The 16,194-nt window shown below is 59.2% G+C and carries 18 protein-coding genes; 5 read left to right on the top strand and 13 right to left on the bottom strand.

What is annotated here, in order from left to right:
• Positions 1 to 25: 25 nt before the first annotated feature.
• The 7 genes from PH562_RS14695 to PH562_RS14665 are packed head-to-tail and all read right to left on the bottom strand — an operon-like array spanning position 26 to position 7,883.
• Positions 26 to 2,053, bottom strand: coding sequence for a beta-N-acetylhexosaminidase (locus tag PH562_RS14695; RefSeq protein ID WP_285173816.1), 2,028 nt, complete (start codon positions 2,051 to 2,053; stop codon positions 26 to 28).
• A gap of 22 nt (positions 2,054 to 2,075) precedes the next feature.
• The gene (locus PH562_RS14690) at positions 2,076 to 2,546 is read right to left on the bottom strand and encodes a GNAT family N-acetyltransferase (protein ID WP_285173815.1); all 471 of its coding nucleotides are present in this window, start codon (positions 2,544 to 2,546) and stop codon (positions 2,076 to 2,078) included.
• 11 nt (positions 2,547 to 2,557) lie between these two features.
• Positions 2,558 to 3,484: an ABC transporter ATP-binding protein gene (locus PH562_RS14685; RefSeq protein WP_285173814.1), complete on the bottom strand. Its 927-nt coding sequence runs from the start codon at positions 3,482 to 3,484 to the stop codon at positions 2,558 to 2,560.
• A complete protein-coding gene (locus PH562_RS14680; protein ID WP_285173813.1) occupies positions 3,481 to 4,296 on the bottom strand; it encodes an ABC transporter ATP-binding protein in 816 nt (271 codons plus the stop codon). The genes PH562_RS14685 and PH562_RS14680 overlap by 4 nt, the downstream gene beginning before the upstream one ends.
• On the bottom strand, positions 4,293 to 5,195 hold the full coding sequence (locus PH562_RS14675; RefSeq protein WP_285173812.1) for an ABC transporter permease: 903 nt from the start codon (positions 5,193 to 5,195) through the stop codon (positions 4,293 to 4,295). Before PH562_RS14675 ends, PH562_RS14680 begins: the two co-directional genes overlap by 4 nt.
• Positions 5,192 to 6,175, bottom strand: a complete 984-nt coding sequence (locus tag PH562_RS14670) for an ABC transporter permease (RefSeq protein ID WP_113228738.1) — start codon at positions 6,173 to 6,175, stop codon at positions 5,192 to 5,194. Before PH562_RS14670 ends, PH562_RS14675 begins: the two co-directional genes overlap by 4 nt.
• Before the next feature lie 22 nt (positions 6,176 to 6,197).
• A complete protein-coding gene (locus tag PH562_RS14665; RefSeq protein ID WP_483315349.1) occupies positions 6,198 to 7,883 on the bottom strand; it encodes an ABC transporter substrate-binding protein in 1,686 nt (561 codons plus the stop codon).
• Positions 7,884 to 8,004: 121 nt separating this feature from the next.
• On the opposite strand from PH562_RS14665, the gene PH562_RS14660 reads away from it, so the two are divergent.
• Positions 8,005 to 8,337, top strand: coding sequence for a hypothetical protein (locus tag PH562_RS14660; protein WP_285173810.1), 333 nt, complete (start codon positions 8,005 to 8,007; stop codon positions 8,335 to 8,337).
• On the opposite strand, the gene PH562_RS14655 is transcribed toward PH562_RS14660, so the two are convergent.
• Positions 8,312 to 8,707, bottom strand: coding sequence for a RidA family protein (locus tag PH562_RS14655; protein ID WP_113228901.1), 396 nt, complete (start codon positions 8,705 to 8,707; stop codon positions 8,312 to 8,314). The genes PH562_RS14660 and PH562_RS14655 overlap by 26 nt on opposite strands.
• A 273-nt stretch (positions 8,708 to 8,980) precedes the next feature.
• Here PH562_RS14655 and PH562_RS14650 point away from each other — a divergent pair, with 273 nt between their 5' ends.
• Positions 8,981 to 9,775, top strand: coding sequence for an SDR family NAD(P)-dependent oxidoreductase (locus PH562_RS14650; protein WP_285173809.1), 795 nt, complete (start codon positions 8,981 to 8,983; stop codon positions 9,773 to 9,775).
• 83 nt (positions 9,776 to 9,858) lie between these two features.
• Entirely contained in the window at positions 9,859 to 10,752 is an 894-nt protein-coding gene (ligD, locus tag PH562_RS14645) for a non-homologous end-joining DNA ligase (protein WP_483315347.1), read from the top strand.
• A 2-nt stretch (positions 10,753 to 10,754) separates the two neighbouring features.
• On the opposite strand, the gene PH562_RS14640 is transcribed toward ligD, so the two are convergent.
• From PH562_RS14640 to PH562_RS14620, 5 genes are all read right to left on the bottom strand, one after another.
• A complete protein-coding gene (locus PH562_RS14640; RefSeq protein ID WP_285173807.1) occupies positions 10,755 to 11,321 on the bottom strand; it encodes a methyltransferase family protein in 567 nt (188 codons plus the stop codon).
• Positions 11,322 to 11,324: 3 nt separating this feature from the next.
• The gene (locus PH562_RS14635; RefSeq protein WP_285173806.1) at positions 11,325 to 12,074 is read right to left on the bottom strand and encodes a glutathione S-transferase; all 750 of its coding nucleotides are present in this window, start codon (positions 12,072 to 12,074) and stop codon (positions 11,325 to 11,327) included.
• Between the two features lie 193 nt (positions 12,075 to 12,267).
• Positions 12,268 to 12,582, bottom strand: a complete 315-nt coding sequence (locus PH562_RS14630) for a plasmid stabilization protein (RefSeq protein WP_285173805.1) — start codon at positions 12,580 to 12,582, stop codon at positions 12,268 to 12,270.
• A gap of 38 nt (positions 12,583 to 12,620) precedes the next feature.
• Positions 12,621 to 12,830 carry a hypothetical protein gene (locus tag PH562_RS14625; protein ID WP_285173804.1) on the bottom strand — a complete coding sequence of 70 codons (210 nt, stop codon included), beginning with the start codon at positions 12,828 to 12,830 and terminating at the stop codon, positions 12,621 to 12,623.
• A gap of 270 nt (positions 12,831 to 13,100) precedes the next feature.
• Complete coding sequence (locus PH562_RS14620) at positions 13,101 to 13,370, bottom strand: DUF2934 domain-containing protein (RefSeq protein ID WP_285173803.1); 270 nt, start codon at positions 13,368 to 13,370, stop codon at positions 13,101 to 13,103.
• A 334-nt stretch (positions 13,371 to 13,704) separates the two neighbouring features.
• On the opposite strand from PH562_RS14620, the gene PH562_RS14615 reads away from it, so the two are divergent.
• A complete protein-coding gene (locus tag PH562_RS14615) occupies positions 13,705 to 15,168 on the top strand; it encodes a phospholipase D-like domain-containing protein (RefSeq protein ID WP_285173802.1) in 1,464 nt (487 codons plus the stop codon).
• A gap of 123 nt (positions 15,169 to 15,291) precedes the next feature.
• Positions 15,292 to 16,134 (top strand): endonuclease/exonuclease/phosphatase family protein, encoded by an 843-nt coding sequence (locus PH562_RS14610; RefSeq protein ID WP_285173801.1) that lies wholly within the window; start codon positions 15,292 to 15,294, stop codon positions 16,132 to 16,134.
• Positions 16,135 to 16,194 lie beyond the last annotated feature (60 nt).

The following is a 16,194-nucleotide window of genomic DNA, read 5'->3' as shown; positions in this document are numbered from 1 at the left end:
CGCCTGAGAGCCCCGCATCAGGCTGTCAGAATTGATGCAGACCGTAGAGCAGCGGCATGGTGCCGGCCAATGCCTTGAAACGTTCCCAGGATTTGGCCGAGGACTTCGTCCAGCCTGTTTCGGCAAGTGCCGAAAGACGCGGAAAGACCAGCCGATCGAAAATGGCCCGATCGGTCATCGACTCCGACCAGATGCAGGCCTGAATGCCGCGAAGCTTTTTCTTCTGGGCGTCCGTCCACCCACCGATGGGATCGAAGGTGTAGAGTTTCTCCGGATCCGAATGACCTGCCCAGCTTGCGCCCGGCTCGTCCCAATCGGGGCGCATCGCCATGTCGAGATAATAGACCTGGCCCGGGCAAACGACGATCTCGTATCCGCGACCGGCAAGCTCGGCCGCGACCTCGACGCTACGCCAGCTACAGAGATAGCTCTTGTCCTTGTCGATCCTGTCGCCATGGGCGGCCTCTTCCCAACCGCCTGTCACGCAACCCTTTGAAGCGAGAAATGCCTGGATGCGCTCCAGGAATTCCGCCTGCAGGAAGGCCGCGCCCGAGCCATGAATATCGTCGGCTCCATGCGTATTGGTGATGACGTTCAATCGCTTGGCATGTGCTTCCGCTACATCTCCGCCGGCGATCTCGCGCAGGCGTGCCAGCGCCTCCGGCGAGCCGGACCAGGCGCCGAGGGGAACCTCGTCGGCACCGATATGGATCGTCTTGAACGGGAAAAGCTCGATCAGCTCCGAAAGGATCGTCTCGATCACTTCATAGGTCTTCTCACGCGCCGGGTTGAGGCAGTTATCGGGAAAACCCTGGACCGAATAATAGCTGCCGGCTTCATTCGGGTCGCGCAGCTCGGGAATTGCCTGGAGCATGGCATAGCAATGGCCGGGTATATCGATTTCCGGCAGAACTTCGATGCCAAGGCCCTTGGCGTAGGAGACGATGTCGCGCACAACGGCTTTGGTGTAATAACCACCGGTGCGAGCCGGGCTGGAGCCGAGAAGCGGCGGCATCGGCAGGCCATGACCGCGCCACGCGCCAATCTCGGTCAGAGCCGGATAGGCATCGATCTCGACGCGCCATGCTTCATCATCCGACAGATGCCAATGGAAGCGGTTGAGCTTGTTCCAGGCGAGCACCGCCATCAGCTTCTTGATTTCAGCCGAACCGTAGAATTGCCGTGCGACATCGAGGTGCAGGCCGCGCCAGCTCATCGCTGGCTCGTCGACGATCTCACCGGCCGCAGGGAAATGGAATGCCTGCGGATACAGGCGCGCGCCGCGCCAGATCTGGCCGATGGTGACGAGACCATAGACGAAGCCGGTCTGCGCGCTCGCTTCGACCGTTATGGTTTCTGGCGAAAAGGCAATCCTATAGGCCTCGGCGCCCAAACCATCGGCCTCTCGCAATTCCACCGGCACGGCACCCTCCGCTTCGGAGCGGATCAGTCCTTCAGCTGAAAAGAGATGCTCGACAAGAGTGGTAAAGCTTTCAGCAGCAGCCTGCGCCTCCGACGCCGTGGCCTTCAAGGCAAAGCCCGCAGGAAGCGGACGACGGGAGGAGACGGCGACACGGTTCGGCCAGGGAATGATCGCCAGCGGCACCGGCGGATTGGACGGCACCGGATAGACCTCTGCGCCGCGCTTCAACGGCGCATTGCTTGACGACGTGCGCGTCGGTTCGGTGCCAAGTGATACCGTGGTGCCATCGGGGAATGCGAGATAAGCGCTATTGGCGCCATCGTTCCAATGTCGGAACTGCCAGCTCAGCGCGCGAACGGTGACGGTCAACGTCCCGCCACCGGCCAGCACGAAGCCCTCAGGCGGCTGGAATTCGGTAAAATTGGACAGCCGCTTGGTAACCGTCGCGCCTTCGACAACGCCGGCCGGATCGACACGACCGGGGCCGCTGACGCAGAGGGTGAAACCCGAAAGCGGCTCCGATGATAGGTTCTTCAGCCGCAGGACATAGGAAAATTCCTTTTCGTCGGTTGGCGGGTTCCAGGTGGTTTCAAGCCGCAGAGCCGGGGATCGCGGTGTGGACATGAGCATTCTTTCTTCCTGAAGATATCGTTCAAAGCTTGAGCATGCCGGCGTAGATGCCGGGTGCGGAATTGGGGATCTGTATGGCGCCGACCGTCTTCTCGTAGAATTCCGATGGGCCGACATCGCCGATGACCGTATAGGCGTAGCCCATGGCCTTCTGGTCGTTGAGGCAGGCAAACAGCAGCGCCCGACCGATGCCGAGACCGCGAACGCTTTCGTCGACGCCGGTCGGGCCGAAGAAACCGCGTGCCGTCGCCTCGTGGCAGGCAAAGCCGACAAGCTCCCGATTTCGCGTGGCGATAAAGCATGTCGGCGGCTGGCGGGTCATTGCGACTGTCGTCTCACTTGCCCAGCCCTGGCTGAAATGTTCGGCCACCCAGCCGGTGATGAGCCGCAACTCCGGCGGCAGTGCGCGCCTTATGGTAACGCCCGCCTTCGCCATGCGCTCGGGCGACTGCATGTCGACCGGCAGGGTCGATAGATTGACCAGATAGTCCAAGGGGAATCCTCCTAATTCGATGTGGCGAGCGCGCGCATGAAATGATTGGGGCCGATCTGCTCGACCTCGGTCGAGATCGGCCGGCTGAGCGCGCGGATCTTTTCCGCCTGCTCCAGGAAGCGGGCGCTGCCGCCGGTCACGAACCTGCGGCCACCATCCGGCACCGCCGAAAGCAAGAGCTGCGTATAGGGGTGCTTCGGATCGGCAAGGACGGCATTGCTCTCGCCCCACTCGACCATCTGGCCGGCAAACATCACCACGATCTCCTCTGCAACATGAGCGGCCGTTGCGATATCATGGGTGATGTAGAGCATGGCGAGATCGTTTTCCCGTTTTACCCGCGCCAGCAGATCGAGAATGTCCTTGCGGATCGAGACATCAAGCATCGAGGTTGGCTCATCCGCCACCAGCACGCTCGGCGCGACCGCCAGGGCACGAGCGATATTGACACGCTGACGCTGGCCGCCGGAGAGTTCGTGCGGAAACTTCTGGCGTGTCACCGTGGGATCGAGCCCGACGCTTTCCAGCAGCTTCGCAATATCCTCTTCCCGCTCGGCCTTCGGCTTGTCTCCACCGTGCAACTGCAGTGGCCTTGCGATGTGATGATTGATCGTGAAGGCAGGGTTGAGCGAGGAGAACGGATCCTGAAACACCATCTGCACATCCTTGCGGAACATCCGCTCTTCCCTGCCCGAACCGCGTGCAGTGCGATCCTGCCCACGAAACAGCAGCCTGCCGCCCGTCGGTTTGTCGAGCCGGGCGATGATGCGGGCGCAGGTGGTCTTGCCGCAGCCGGACTCGCCGACCAATGCCAGCGCCTTTCCCCCGAATAGCGAAAAGGAAACGCTCTTCAATGCGTGCACGGGGCCAAAGTGGCGCTGGATATCATCAAGCCGGATGACGGGTTCTGCAGTTACGGCCTGTATCTGCGGGTTCATGCGAAAACTCCGGGAGGATGGGCGCTGGCCGGAAGCTGCGGGATGGCATTCCAGAGCTTGCGCGTGTACTCGTGAACGGGCGACTGGCTGACCTGGGCGACATCGCCGACCTCGACTAATTCGCCTTTCAGCATAACGCCTATGCGATGGCAAAGCTGTGCCATCAGATGCAGGTCATGGGTGATGAAGAGCACCGAGAAACCATAGGTCTGCTGCAGGTCGAGAACCTGCTCCAGAATCTCACGCTGCACGACGACATCGAGCGCCGTCGTCGGCTCGTCCATGATGATGAGTTCAGGACGCAGCGCCAGGCAGATGGCGATGACGATGCGCTGACGCATGCCGCCGGAAAACTGGTGCGGGTAATCGCCGACGCGATGCGGCGGGATGCCGACCAGCTTGAACATCTCCTCGGCCCGCGCACGCGATTCCTGGCGTGAGCAGCCGGTATGGCGATGCAGCACGTCGTGGAACTGCGCCTCTACCCGCATCAGCGGATTGAGCGAATTCATGGCGCTCTGGAACACCATGCCGATGCGTTTCCAACGGATTCTCTGCAGATCGCCTTCCGGCATCTTCAGCAGATCCTGGCCGTCAAGGCGGATGCTGCCGCCGCTGATCCAGGCCGGAGCTTTGGAGAGCCGCGTGATCGCATAGGCAATCGTGCTCTTGCCGCAGCCGGATTCACCAGCAAGACCGAAGATCTCGCCGCGGCCGATATTGAAGGAGACATCCTTCACCGCCCGGAAATCGCCCTTGTCGAGCAGGTAATCGATGTTGAGGTGTTCGATCTCAAGCAGATTGTCGCTCATTGCTCGGTCCTCATCATGCGATTGCGGGCACGCGTCAGGCGGAACCAGCGGGTCAAGGCCGGGCCGGAACGCAATTGCGGATTGGCGATTTCATCGAAAGTGAAGTTGATAAGCGCCAGACCGAGCCCCGTCAGCGCGATGCCGATGGCCGGCACGCCGATATCCCACCAGGCGCCGACCATGATGGCCGAGGCGTTCTGGGCATTATAGAGCATGGTACCCCAGATGACCTTCAGCGGATCGCCGAAGCCGAGATATTCGAGCGTGGTCTGGGCGACGATTGCATAGATGATGCTGCCGACCAGGTTAATGCCGATGAGCGGTGTCAGGTTTGGCAAGATCTCGACGAAGATGATGCGCCAGGCCGGCTCGCCAATCATCTTGGCGGCGGTGACGAAATCGCGGTTGCGCAGCGCCATAGTCTGAGAGCGCGTCATGCGCGCACCCCATGGCCATGACGTCAAGGCAATGATGGTCATGATCGTTATCGGCCCGACCGTGCCCGCGAAGGAAGCGAGCAGGATGAGGAGCGGCATATTCGGGATAACAAGCACGGCGTTGGTGGCAAGGTCGAGCGCCGCATCGGTCTTGCCGCCGGTATAGCCGGCGATCAGGCCGATCGCCGTGCCCAGCACGGTAATGGCGATGCCCGTGGCGAAGCCGACGGACAGCGAGCTTCTCGCGCCCCAGACGAATTGCTTGTAGACGTCGCGGCCCATCTTCGTCGTGCCGAAGACATGCTCGACGGATGGCGGTTGATGTGAGCGACCGACACGGGCGCCTGGTTCGCCCGGCGCGATGATCGGCGCGAAGATCGCCATCAGGCATAGCGCCGCAACGATGACGAAGCCGACGAGCGCCTTCTTCTGGCTGAAAATGGATCGGAAGGAGAAGCTCATCGGCCTGTCTCCCTCAATCGCGGATCGACGAGGCCGTAGATGATGTCGACGAGGAAATTGGCGCCAAGCGTCGCGAGCGTCATCAGCAGCAATTGCCCCTGAATGACGGGATAGTCGCGCGCCACGCTGGCGGTAAACAGCGTCAGCCCAAGACCCGGATAATTGAAGACAATCTCGGTAACGATCGAACCGCCGAAGACGGCGCCGAGTATCAGCGCAAGATTGGTGAGCACCGGCAGAAGCGCGTTACGCGCGCCGTAGCCGAACATGACCGCGAGATTGCTCAATCCCTTGGCACGACCCATCGTCACGTAATCCTCGCCGAGCACGACGATCATGGACGAACGCATCGTCGTCTGAAACTCGCCGATCAGGAACGGCGATAGCGTCAGAACCGGCAGGATCGCGTGCATGAACACGCTGCCGAAGAAGGTGAAATTGAAGCCCGGATCGAGATTGGGATCATAGGCATATCCCACCGGGAACCAGCGCAGCGACACGGCGAAGATAAACAAGGTCGTGAGCGCCACAATGACGGGCGGTATCGAGAACAGGATGACTGCGAAAGGCGATACGATCGTATCGAACCGCCCGCCGCGCCTCCAGGCCGCGACCGCGCCGAGGATGACACCAACGCATAGTGAAAAGATGATCGCGGTTACCACGAGGAAGATGGTCCACAGCGTCGCCCGGCTCAGCACCTGGACCACCGTCTGCGGATAGTATTTAACCGAAACGCCAAGATCGAAGGTGGCGAGACCTTTAAGGTAATCGAGGAACTGCATCATGATCGGCTGATCGATCTCGCCGAAACGCGCCTTGATCGCCTCTACGGCCGCGGGTGTGGCCCGCGGCCCGAGCTGGGCGACCATGGCGTCGACGGGACTCCCCGGCATAAGCCGGGGAAGAATGAAGTTCACGACGATCGCGAAGGCCAAAGCCACCGCATAGACGCCAAGGCGCCGGCTTGAAACGCGCATCTCTGCTTCCTTCGCTTTGGCCTTATTGGACCGGCTTCAGACGCAAGAGATGCATGAGACGCATGCGGTTGTTGTCGTGGTTTTCCGGGTTCATCACCGGATCCTTGTCTGTGACCCAACCGGTGAAACGCTTGCTGGAATACTGGTACCATGTCGGGCCGTTGAAGACGGGAACGACCGGGAAATCATCGGCAATCAGAACCTGGATGTCGTTGAAGATCTTCTTGTGATCATCATCGGAAGACGACTTCAGATACTGAGCAAAGAGCGCATCGAGCTTCGGGTTGGAGTAGCGTGGCGCGGCGACGGTGAGCTTGCCAGCATAGGCCGTCGACAGGCTCTGATAATAGCCCTGGAACGGGGTTGCGCTATCGGCGCGCGAGTTCATGACGACATCGAAGCTGCCGTCGAGAAGCTGCTTGCGCCACTGTTCGTATTCCGGCGTTGCGACCGAGGCGTTGATGCCGGCGGCGCGCAGTCCTTCGACGGCGATCTGCACCGCGTCGATCCAGTCCGTCCAGCCGTTCGGCACGATGACCGCGAAGGTGATTGGCTTGCCGCTCGGCGTTGTACGGAAGCCATCCGCACCCTTCTTGTAGCCAGCATCGTCGAGGATCTTGTTTGCCTTTTCGCTATCGAAGCCCATGAAGGCATCCTTATCGCCCTCAGCGGCCTTATTGCGCCAGCTTTCGAAGCGCGGCGGCAGGCCGCTGGCATGCAGGTTGACGACCGGATAACCGAAGCCGGCAATATCGACCATCGATTTGCGGTCCATCGCCAAGCTGAACGCATGACGGAAGTTGAGATCCTTGAATGCCTCGAAATTACCGGCATTCGAAGATTTGAAGTTCATTTCGAAGGCAACGGTTTCGGCTGGCGGCTGCCAGTAACCATTATGCTGCGGATCGAGCGCGACGAAGGTCTTGTCGATCTGCGGCAGGAACGAGCCGATCCAATCGACGGTGCCTTCCGGCAGCAGCGCCAGCATCTGGTCGTTGCCCGAGATCTGTGGCAGGCGCAGGCAATCGACGTGCAGCGACGCGGCATCCCAGTAGTTCGGGTTGCGGCACTGCTCGTAGACCTGTGGCGTAAAGCGACGAACCTCGGTCATCGGGCCGGAACCGACGGGCTTCTCGTTCTTGAAGGCGACCGGATCGGCAACGTCTTTCCAGATATGCTCAGGTACGACGGCGAGATCGGCGAGCGATTCAGGGAATTCGGAATTCACAGCCTTGAGCTTGATCGTCACCTCTGTCGGCGACGGCGCTTCGACAGAGGCGACCGTCTGACCGACACCGACGGTGTCGACAGCCGGGTTCTTCAGCATCAGCTCGATCGTGTATTTCACGTCAGCCGAGGTCAGCGGCTGGCCATCCGACCATTTCACGCCGGGACGCAGCTCATAAGTGATCGACATCAGGTCGTCGGAAAACTTGTAGCTGGTCGCCAGACGCCAGACCGGCTTGCCGCCGTCATTGGCGTTGAAGATGACCAGCGGCTCGTAGATGAAATCCATCGTGCTCTGGCGACGGCCGGCCAGATCGAAAGGATTGAAGTTGCTGACCCAGCTGGTCTGCTCTTCTATATGCATCGTCAGTACGGATTCCGCTGCCGAGACGATACCCACACCAAACGCCAGCGAGGCGCTAAGCGCCACTGCTGCCAATGATGTCCGTTGAAATAGATTGCGCAATGACTTTTTCCTCATTTCCATTTTCAGCCCCTCTTGCTGTTTTGGAGTAGTCAATCAAATTGATTTAATCTTGAGTTTTAAGACTCGTCAATCGCTGATTGGAAATCAACAGGCATTGATTTGAAGGTTTGCGGGCATGTCTTTGACGATCGGAATACAGCCCGCCGCTACCGATAATTGCGCGGAGATATCGAGGCTGCGGCCTGGTGGCAGCGAACTCTGCGCTTCGGCCATGAAGGATCGCGGCCTACCGAAAAAAGTCGGAAAAAAGAAAAGCACGCCAGCGCTGCCGAAGCAGCACATTGCCGGCATCTGGTTTAAGATTCAGATGTTCGGAAGACTGATCTTCCCACTCGCGTCACCACGGATGCAGCAGAACGGACGGGAGATTGATTGCGATGCGACAACGGACGCACCGCAATCGAAGAAAAAATGGCGCTGGCTCAGTCCAGCGGCTTGTAGGCGATAACGTCCATTTCGACCTTCACGTCGACCATCATCGGCGATTGCACGGTCGAGCGTGCGGGCGGATGATCGATGAAATGCTTTTCGAAGACGGCGTTGAAGCTCGAGAAATCGCGAGCATCATCCAGCCACACATTGACCTTCACCACATGCTCGAGCGTGCAATCGGCAAGAGCAAGAACATCCTTGATGTTGGCGATGACCTGCTCGGTCTGCGTGACGATGTTGCCGCTGATGATTTCACCGTTGATCGTCGGAACCTGGCCCGAGACATAGACGAAATCTCCTGCCCGGACGGCCTTTGCGAAGGGGCGACGCTGGCCGCCGGCCTGGTTGTCGGCGACATCGAAACGGATCAGCTTGTTCTTGCTCATGATATGTTCGGTCTCTCTCTGTGTTGTCGAAAGCCGCGTCGCCGTCGCTTCATCGTAAAAAGCTCAGTCGCCCGACTCCCTGGCACCTTCATTAGCCGCGGCCAAGCCGTCACGCCAGATCGTTTCATCCGTTTATGGGATTCCCCATCGAGCGCTGCAGGAGGCCATCGCGTCCTTTTGTCGAACTTGGCATGATTGCCTTTTCGCCCCCGAGCCTGATAAGACAAAGGCATATTTCGTCGTATGATTGGTTGACGTTCAGGAGGAGTCGTCATGGCAGAACTCGCGCAATCGCTTGCGTCCATTCGCATTCCCGATCTTGCCGGCAAAAGAGTATTGATAACGGGCGCTTCGACCGGCATCGGCGCTGCCGTGGCACGCGCCTTTGCCGCACAGGGCATGAAGATCGGCCTGCACTTCAATGCGAGCCGCGAGCCGGCGGAAAAGCTGGCCGATGAAATCAAGGCTGGCGGCGGGACCGTCCATCTCATTCAGGGCGATGTCTCGCAAGACGGCGGGACCGAGCGCATCGTCGAGGATGCGGTAGACGCCTTGGGCGGCCTCGATGGCCTGGTCAACAATGCTGGCGGCATGCTCGGGCGGCTTCCAACCGCCGAAATGACGGATGAGCATTATGAGCGGGTGATGAACCTCAATGCACGCTCCGTCCTTGCGGCCACCCGCGCCGCTCATCCTCACCTGAAAAAACAAGGCGGCTTCATCATCAACACGACCTCAATTGCCGCGCGCAACGGCGGCGGCAACGGTGCGATCCTCTATGCGGCTTCCAAAGGGTTCGTCTCGACCATTACCCATGGCCATGCCAAGGAATTCGTCAACGACAAGATCCGCGTCAATGCCGTCGCACCCGGCGTCATCGCGACGCCATTTCACGAGCGCTATACCAATGACGAGCAGATGGAGCTGCAGCGCAAGACGATCCCCATGGGCTTCGTCGGCACGTCGGAAGATTGTGTCGGCGCCTACCTCTTCCTCGCCTCTCCCACCCTGTCCGGCTACATCACCGGCCAGATCATCGAGGTCAATGGCGGCCAGCTCATGCCGTGAGATGCGGCCATCGGTCGCTTTGCGCGCCGGGCAATGCTAGTCTTGCCCAGCGCGACGCCTTCGCGTCGCAGAAGATGGAGCGCATGCAGATGGCAAAGACGCCCACTCATGACGGCATCAAGACGTCGGTGGAATTGACCCATCCGGAGCGGGTCTATTGGCCCGACGATAATATTACCAAGCATGATCTTCTCGAATATTATGCCCCGGCGTGGGAGCGCATGTCGCCATTCGTCATCAACCGCCCCCTCGCCCTCTTGCGCTGCCCCGATGGTATCGACGGGCCGCGCTTCTTCCAGAAACATGCCTGGAAAGGCATCAATCATCACATCACCGAAATTGCCGATCCCGAAGACAAAGACGCTGCAAAGCTTTTGAAGATCGAGAGTTTTGACGGGCTTGCTGCGCTCGTCCAATCAGCCGCCCTGGAGATACACCCCTGGGGCACCACGATCGATCATTGGGAAAAGCCCGACATGATCATCATGGACATCGATCCCGGCGAGGATGTCGCATGGAGCAAGGTCGTGACCGCGGCAAAGGAGATCAGGGAGCGGTTCGCGGCCCTGGGCCTGACCTCCTTTGTCAAAACGTCCGGCGGCAAGGGCCTGCATGTGGTCGCATCCGTCAAACCGCAGGCGACCTGGCCTGATATCAAGGATGCCGCTGAAGCGATCGCCCATGCGATGAGTGCCGATAGTCCGCAGACATATTTGTCGGTCGCCAGCAAGGCGAAACGGGCTGGTCACATCTTCATCGATTATCTGCGTAACGGGCGCGGCAATACTGCGGTCGCACCCTATTCGACACGCGCAAGAAAGGGCGCGGCCGTTTCGATGCCGGTCAATTGGGACGAATTGGACGACAAGATCGGGCCGGCATCCTTTACCGTCAAGAATGCTGCATCGCGCCTCGGCCAATCGAGCATCGATCCTTGGGCAGATTTCTTCAAGGCGGCATCGCCGCTCAAAGTCTGAGGCTACACTAGAAACGGGACCAGCGCCGGCGTGCTGGCCTTATAGTCGGCGTAAGCCGAGCCGAAGGTCTCGCTCATCCAACTTTCCTCGATCCGCACACGGCGCAGCACGGCATAGAGAACGGCGACGATGGCGAGAGCCGCAGCGATGTCACCCCGCGCAATTGCCGAACCGATGATGGCGAGCATCAGGCCGGAATAGATGGGATGCCGGACAAGCGCATAGGGACCGGAGCGTATGAGCGCGTGATCTTCCTTGAGCGTAATCACGCCGCTCCAGTTTCTGCCGATGTGATAGCGCGCCCAGACGGCGAAGAGCAGACCGATGAAGGTCAGAGCAGCACCGATTGTATAAGACGTCAGGTCTTGCGGAATGATGCGATATCTCAAGGGGCCGAACCAGGATGGATCGATTGAAAGCAGGAAGGCGCCGATCCAGATCGGCGCGGTATTGCCGAGCCGCGACAACGGATCTTCCTGCCGCACGCTCTTCTTGACGCCGAACGAAGCAAAGAGCCAGATCAACAGCCAGATGATCCAGCATGCAGAAATGAATTGATAAAGCAGCATCGCTCAGCCCACATCTTTGTCCAGTTCCGGATAGTGCCGGAAAATGCCGTTCTCATTGAAGGGAATGCGGCGATCGGACTGAAGATAGCGAGCAATGTTGGGCCGTTTCATGACAGCTGCGTGCAGCGCAGTCAGATGCGGATAATCGCGGTTAAAATGCTTTGTCGCGCGCGGAAAGGCATAGCGCAGCCCCTCATAGACCTGAAACAGCGAAAGATCGACATAGGTCAATTCGCCGCCGAAGATATGGCTCGATCCTTCGGGGTTCTGCTGCAGCACTTTCTCGAAATAGCCGAGAAACTTGGGAATGCGGTTCTCGATGAATTCCGCAGCGCGCGCTTTGGCCTCTTGCTTCTGATCCTCGTAATATTTCGACGTCGCGATCGGGTGGTGCGTGTCGTGTACCTCGGCGACGAGATCGGTGATCGTCAACTGCAGGCCGTTCAACACGTGGCGCTTTCCTTCGTCCCTCGGCGCCAGACCCAGTTTCGGCCCGAGATACATCAGGATATTCGCCACATGCGGAACAATCAGATCACCGTCCTTCAGAAATGGCGGCGCAAATGGGAGGCCGAGTTCGGATTTACCCTCCATGATGGCAAACATGGCGGGCATTCCGTGCCCTTTGCTTTGCCCCTTGCTGGCAGGAGCACGACAAACATCGACATAGCCTGCGCTGGCTTCCTCCAGCGTCAGCCGGACGAATTCGCCGCGCCCCTGAATGCCATCCCAGTAATAGAGTTCATAGGCCATTCGGTTTTCCCTCTCCGGAATTGAGAGCAATCAGCTGCAATGATCGCCGCAGGACTGCAATTTAGCGTCGACATCCCGAAAGATAAGAGGCAATCGACGATTACAGGCGGAGGCATATACACAGAAAACCATATGAACTTCGTAGCGACGGCCGAATGGATTTCGACGATCGCATCCAGTCTTCACCAATGACCTAGGAATGTGCGTTGTGCTCGTGGCGTTTACGCGTCGCAGCCGCCTTCTTTGCAGAGGCGGAGCGCTCCGCAGCGGGTCGGCTTGCAGCGGCGCGTCCGCCGATCCTGCCGCCCTTTTCGGACGATTCGTGATTTTCGGAATGGCCGCGACCGGAGCCGGACTTCTTGCCGCCGCCGCTTTCCTTGTTTACGGTCGCCCAGGCGCGCCGCTCCGCTTCATTCTGCGAAACGCCGCGGTCTTCATAGCCTTCTTCGATATGTTCGGCCTTGCGCTTCTGCTTCTCGGTATAGGCGGATTTGTCTCCTCGGGGCATGATCTTTCTCCTTGCTGGGAAGAAAGACCAACCCGTCGTCAGGGAAAAGGTTCCGAGATTTGGCCGGACGAGCTGCGATTGTCGGATAGCAGATTGCTCGGGAGCACCCGCAATCGCCGATCACGCCGTACAGCAGCATGTTGCTTGGCGGAAGCAGGGAAAAACACGCCAACCGAGCGATCGATGATCAGAATGAGGACCAAAGCCGCCAGAAGATAGAGCGCAGCAAGCACGAGGAGTGATGTCACTGCACCGCCTCCCAGCTAATGACAAGACGCAAAAGCTCGCGCGCTGCGACGATCGCCACAACCATCCGTTTCAGATCATCGATATAGCTGCGACACATTGCTGAGCTCCCTTCGCAAGCTGTAGCATCGATGTGTGACAACTATTTCGCGGATGAGAGCCAAATCACCGAAATTATTGCGAATATTCCGTTACCGTCTCGAAAAGAGAGACGGCCCGATGTTGCCATCGAGCCGCCCTCATCTCCGCCACACTCCTGAAGCTGATGCGTCCTATACCTTCGCGGCTGCAGCCTTCTTCGATATCTTCTTCGCTGGCTTGGCCAATTTTTCCTCGGCAACAGCCGCCGCGGCGACTGCCGTCTTGCGCTTCGCCTTGGGCTTGATATCGATCGTGCCGCCGCCTGCTGTGGTTTTTTCAAGCGCGATGCGCTCGCTGCTCGCCTGCGCCCAGTGCTCGACGTCGCGACCGGAAGGATGGCCTTCCTCTTCCCATATGGCGTATGCGCGCTTCTTGATCCATTCGTCCCGAGATTCCAACATCTGCTGTTCTCCGTTCGCATCATTGAACAAGATTTTGATGAACGATGCCCGTTCTTGAAACGCGGGCTTTGACGCCTCCCCCGAGCAGCCAAGACGCTATGACTGGCGTTCTTCGATCTCGACTCTCGAACCGCAGTGGCGCTTCAAACAAGAAACAGAAGTTACCGTGGGGGACGGTAGCGAAGCAGCCGAAGCACCCCAAGTATGATGCTGGTCTAAACAGGGTTCAATTAAAATTATCTAATAAGATGAAGTTTCGCACCGCTATTGATGACATCCCGACGATCGCCGGCCCACTCATTGCAGCTTTTGCGGGCAAGGATATACTTGCATCATGATCGACCTCGTGGCTGCCCATTGGGGCCAAATTCTCGCCGTCCTGTCCATCGTGATGGGGGCAGCCGCTGCAATCCATGCGGCCATGACCAAAGAGGATGTCCGAGCTGCGATCGGCTGGGTCGGCGTCATCATCTTGTCGCCCATCATTGGTGCCGTCCTCTATGCTGTCGCCGGCATCAATCGCATCCGCCGGGCCTCGCTCAGCTCGCAGCGCGACGCGCTCTTTCGCAAGGATGCGAATGGCGAGCTCTCCAGCTTCGACGCCGATGACGGCGAAGTGCGGCGGCGGTTCGGCGATCGGTTCGGTTCGATGAAGACGCTCGGCGACCGCGTCGTTCGCTATATGATGAGCACGGGCAACACGATCGAGATGCTGACGAACGGCGATGTCGCCTATGCTGCGATGAAAGCCGCAATCGACGGCGCCGAGCGCAGTATCCTGATGGAGACCTATATCTTCGATCGCGACCCGATCGGCCTCCGCATCGCCGATGCCCTGATTGCCGCGACCAAGCGCGGTGTCAGCGTCCGCGTACTCATCGATGCCGTCGGCGCCCGCTATTCCGTGCCGAGCATCATGGGCTATCTGCGCGAAGGCGGCGTTCAGGTCGACGTCTTCAACGGCAATGTCATCATTGGCCTGCGGTTGCCCTACGCCAATTTGCGCACCCACCGTAAGATCCTCAGCATCGACGGGCGAATTGCCTTTACCGGCGGCATGAATATCCGCCAAGGCTTTACGCGCGAATTCGCAAACGAGCACAGCGCTCGCGACATGCATTTCTGCGTAACGGGTCCTGCAGTCGCCGATCTCTTCAATACGGCGGCCGAGGATTGGCGCTTTACCACGGGCGAAGTCCTGAATGGCGGGGAATGGCGGATCGCCGCACCCTCCAACCAGCCTGGAGCGCCCGTTTTTATGCGCGTCGTCGCCTCTGGTCCGGATCGCAGCGTCGAGACCAATCACAAGATGCTGATCGGCGCGCTGTCGGTGGCACACAAATCCATCCGCATCATGTCGCCCTATTTCCTGCCGGATCGCGAATTGATCAGCGCGCTGGTGACCGCAGCGCGGCGTGGAGTCGAGGTCGATATCGTCGTGCCGACGGCCAACAATCTGGTGCTCGTCGACCGCGCCATGACGGCGCAATTCGACCAGATGCTGAAGAATTATTGCCGCATCTGGCGCGCCGAAGGCGCCTTCAACCATTCCAAGCTTTTGTCCATCGACGGTATCTGGGCCTATGTCGGCTCTTCCAATCTCGATCCGCGCTCCCTGCGGCTTAATTTCGAGGTGGATCTCGAGATACTCGATCGTGACTTTGCCGACACGATCGATATGCATATCGGCGCAATCCTCGAATCGGCGCATCCAGTCGATCTCGAAAGACTTCGGGCACGTCCTTTCATCGTAAGGCTTGTCGAGAAGGTTCTCTGGCTCGGTTCGCCCTATCTCTGACGGTCTCGCTGCCAGACAAACTGTGCTCGTCGCAGCCTTTTTACATGACAAGGCCAACAATCGCTTCTTATACTCTCTCCAACGTGCCCGACGTGATCTGATCAAGGAACGGTCGACGGATAGATGCGAAAGAAGAAAGAAAGTCTCCGTGCGAGCATTCTGGAAAGCCTGAAGAACCGAAAGAAATCGCGCCCAAAATCGGCCGGCAGCAAGCCCGATCGCCCCGAAGGCACTTTGATCGCCTCCTACAATGTCCACAAATGCGTCGGCGCCGACCGCCGCTTTGATCCGGAAAGGACAAGCCGCGTCATTCATGAAATCGATGCCGATGTCATCGGTCTGCAGGAAGCCGATACGCGTTTTGGAGAACGCACGGGCATCCTCGATCTGCGCCGGCTCGAACGGGAGACAGGCCTCATCCCGGTGCCGATCGCGGGCGTCACCAAAGCGCATGGCTGGCACGGCAATGTGGTTCTTTTCAAGCAGGGTACGGTTCGCGACGTCCACCAGATCAATCTGCCGGGGCTCGAGCCGCGTGGTGCCTTGATCGCCGAACTGGAATTGGCTCGTGGCGGGAGCCTCAGGATTATCGCGGCGCATCTCGGCCTGCTGCATCGCTCGCGCGCGCAGCAGACGCGTCTGATCGTCGACCTCATGAACGACGGCAGCGAGACGCCGACCATCCTGCTGGGCGATCTCAATGAATGGCGCCTCGGCGACCGCTCGTCTCTCAATACCATCCAGAACGCGTTCGGACCGCTACCGCCTGCCGTACCGAGCTTTCCCTCGACACTGCCGCTTCTAGCGCTCGATCGCATCATGGCAAACCGCCGCGGCATGATCTCCGCAGTCGAAGTGCATGATTCACCGCTGGCGCGCGTGGCTTCCGACCACCTGCCCATCAAGGCCGTGGTCAGCCTGGAAGCGCTCGACATCGACGCCCGGGTGCATTCGCAGACTGCCTAGACGTTATCGCCATGCTTCATGTTGATCCCACCGATATATGTGATGACGGGCGCAGGACCA

It is taken from the genome of Rhizobium centroccidentale (genome assembly GCF_030182565.1).
GTDB lineage: Bacteria > Pseudomonadota > Alphaproteobacteria > Rhizobiales > Rhizobiaceae > Rhizobium.
This window is presented reverse-complemented; position numbering and strand designations above follow the sequence as displayed.

What these genes read in the sequence shown, in the direction of transcription:
- PH562_RS14695 (WP_285173816.1), bottom strand. Translation starts at nt 2,053, where the DNA reads ATGCTCATGTCCACACCGCGATCCCCGGCTCTGCGGCTTGAAACCACC.
- PH562_RS14685 (WP_285173814.1), bottom strand. Translation starts at nt 3,484, where the DNA reads ATGAACCCGCAGATACAGGCCGTAACTGCAGAACCCGTCATCCGGCTT.
- PH562_RS14680 (WP_285173813.1), bottom strand. Translation starts at nt 4,296, where the DNA reads ATGAGCGACAATCTGCTTGAGATCGAACACCTCAACATCGATTACCTG.
- PH562_RS14675 (WP_285173812.1), bottom strand. Translation starts at nt 5,195, where the DNA reads ATGAGCTTCTCCTTCCGATCCATTTTCAGCCAGAAGAAGGCGCTCGTC.
- PH562_RS14670 (WP_113228738.1), bottom strand. Translation starts at nt 6,175, where the DNA reads ATGCGCGTTTCAAGCCGGCGCCTTGGCGTCTATGCGGTGGCTTTGGCC.
- PH562_RS14665 (WP_483315349.1), bottom strand. Translation starts at nt 7,883, where the DNA reads ATGAGGAAAAAGTCATTGCGCAATCTATTTCAACGGACATCATTGGCA.
- PH562_RS14660 (WP_285173810.1), top strand. Translation starts at nt 8,005, where the DNA reads ATGTCTTTGACGATCGGAATACAGCCCGCCGCTACCGATAATTGCGCG.
- PH562_RS14655 (WP_113228901.1), bottom strand. Translation starts at nt 8,707, where the DNA reads ATGAGCAAGAACAAGCTGATCCGTTTCGATGTCGCCGACAACCAGGCC.
- PH562_RS14650 (WP_285173809.1), top strand. Translation starts at nt 8,981, where the DNA reads ATGGCAGAACTCGCGCAATCGCTTGCGTCCATTCGCATTCCCGATCTT.
- ligD (WP_483315347.1), top strand. Translation starts at nt 9,859, where the DNA reads ATGCAGATGGCAAAGACGCCCACTCATGACGGCATCAAGACGTCGGTG.
- PH562_RS14640 (WP_285173807.1), bottom strand. Translation starts at nt 11,321, where the DNA reads ATGCTGCTTTATCAATTCATTTCTGCATGCTGGATCATCTGGCTGTTG.
- PH562_RS14635 (WP_285173806.1), bottom strand. Translation starts at nt 12,074, where the DNA reads ATGGCCTATGAACTCTATTACTGGGATGGCATTCAGGGGCGCGGCGAA.
- PH562_RS14630 (WP_285173805.1), bottom strand. Translation starts at nt 12,582, where the DNA reads ATGCCCCGAGGAGACAAATCCGCCTATACCGAGAAGCAGAAGCGCAAG.
- PH562_RS14620 (WP_285173803.1), bottom strand. Translation starts at nt 13,370, where the DNA reads ATGTTGGAATCTCGGGACGAATGGATCAAGAAGCGCGCATACGCCATA.
- PH562_RS14615 (WP_285173802.1), top strand. Translation starts at nt 13,705, where the DNA reads ATGATCGACCTCGTGGCTGCCCATTGGGGCCAAATTCTCGCCGTCCTG.
- PH562_RS14610 (WP_285173801.1), top strand. Translation starts at nt 15,292, where the DNA reads ATGCGAAAGAAGAAAGAAAGTCTCCGTGCGAGCATTCTGGAAAGCCTG.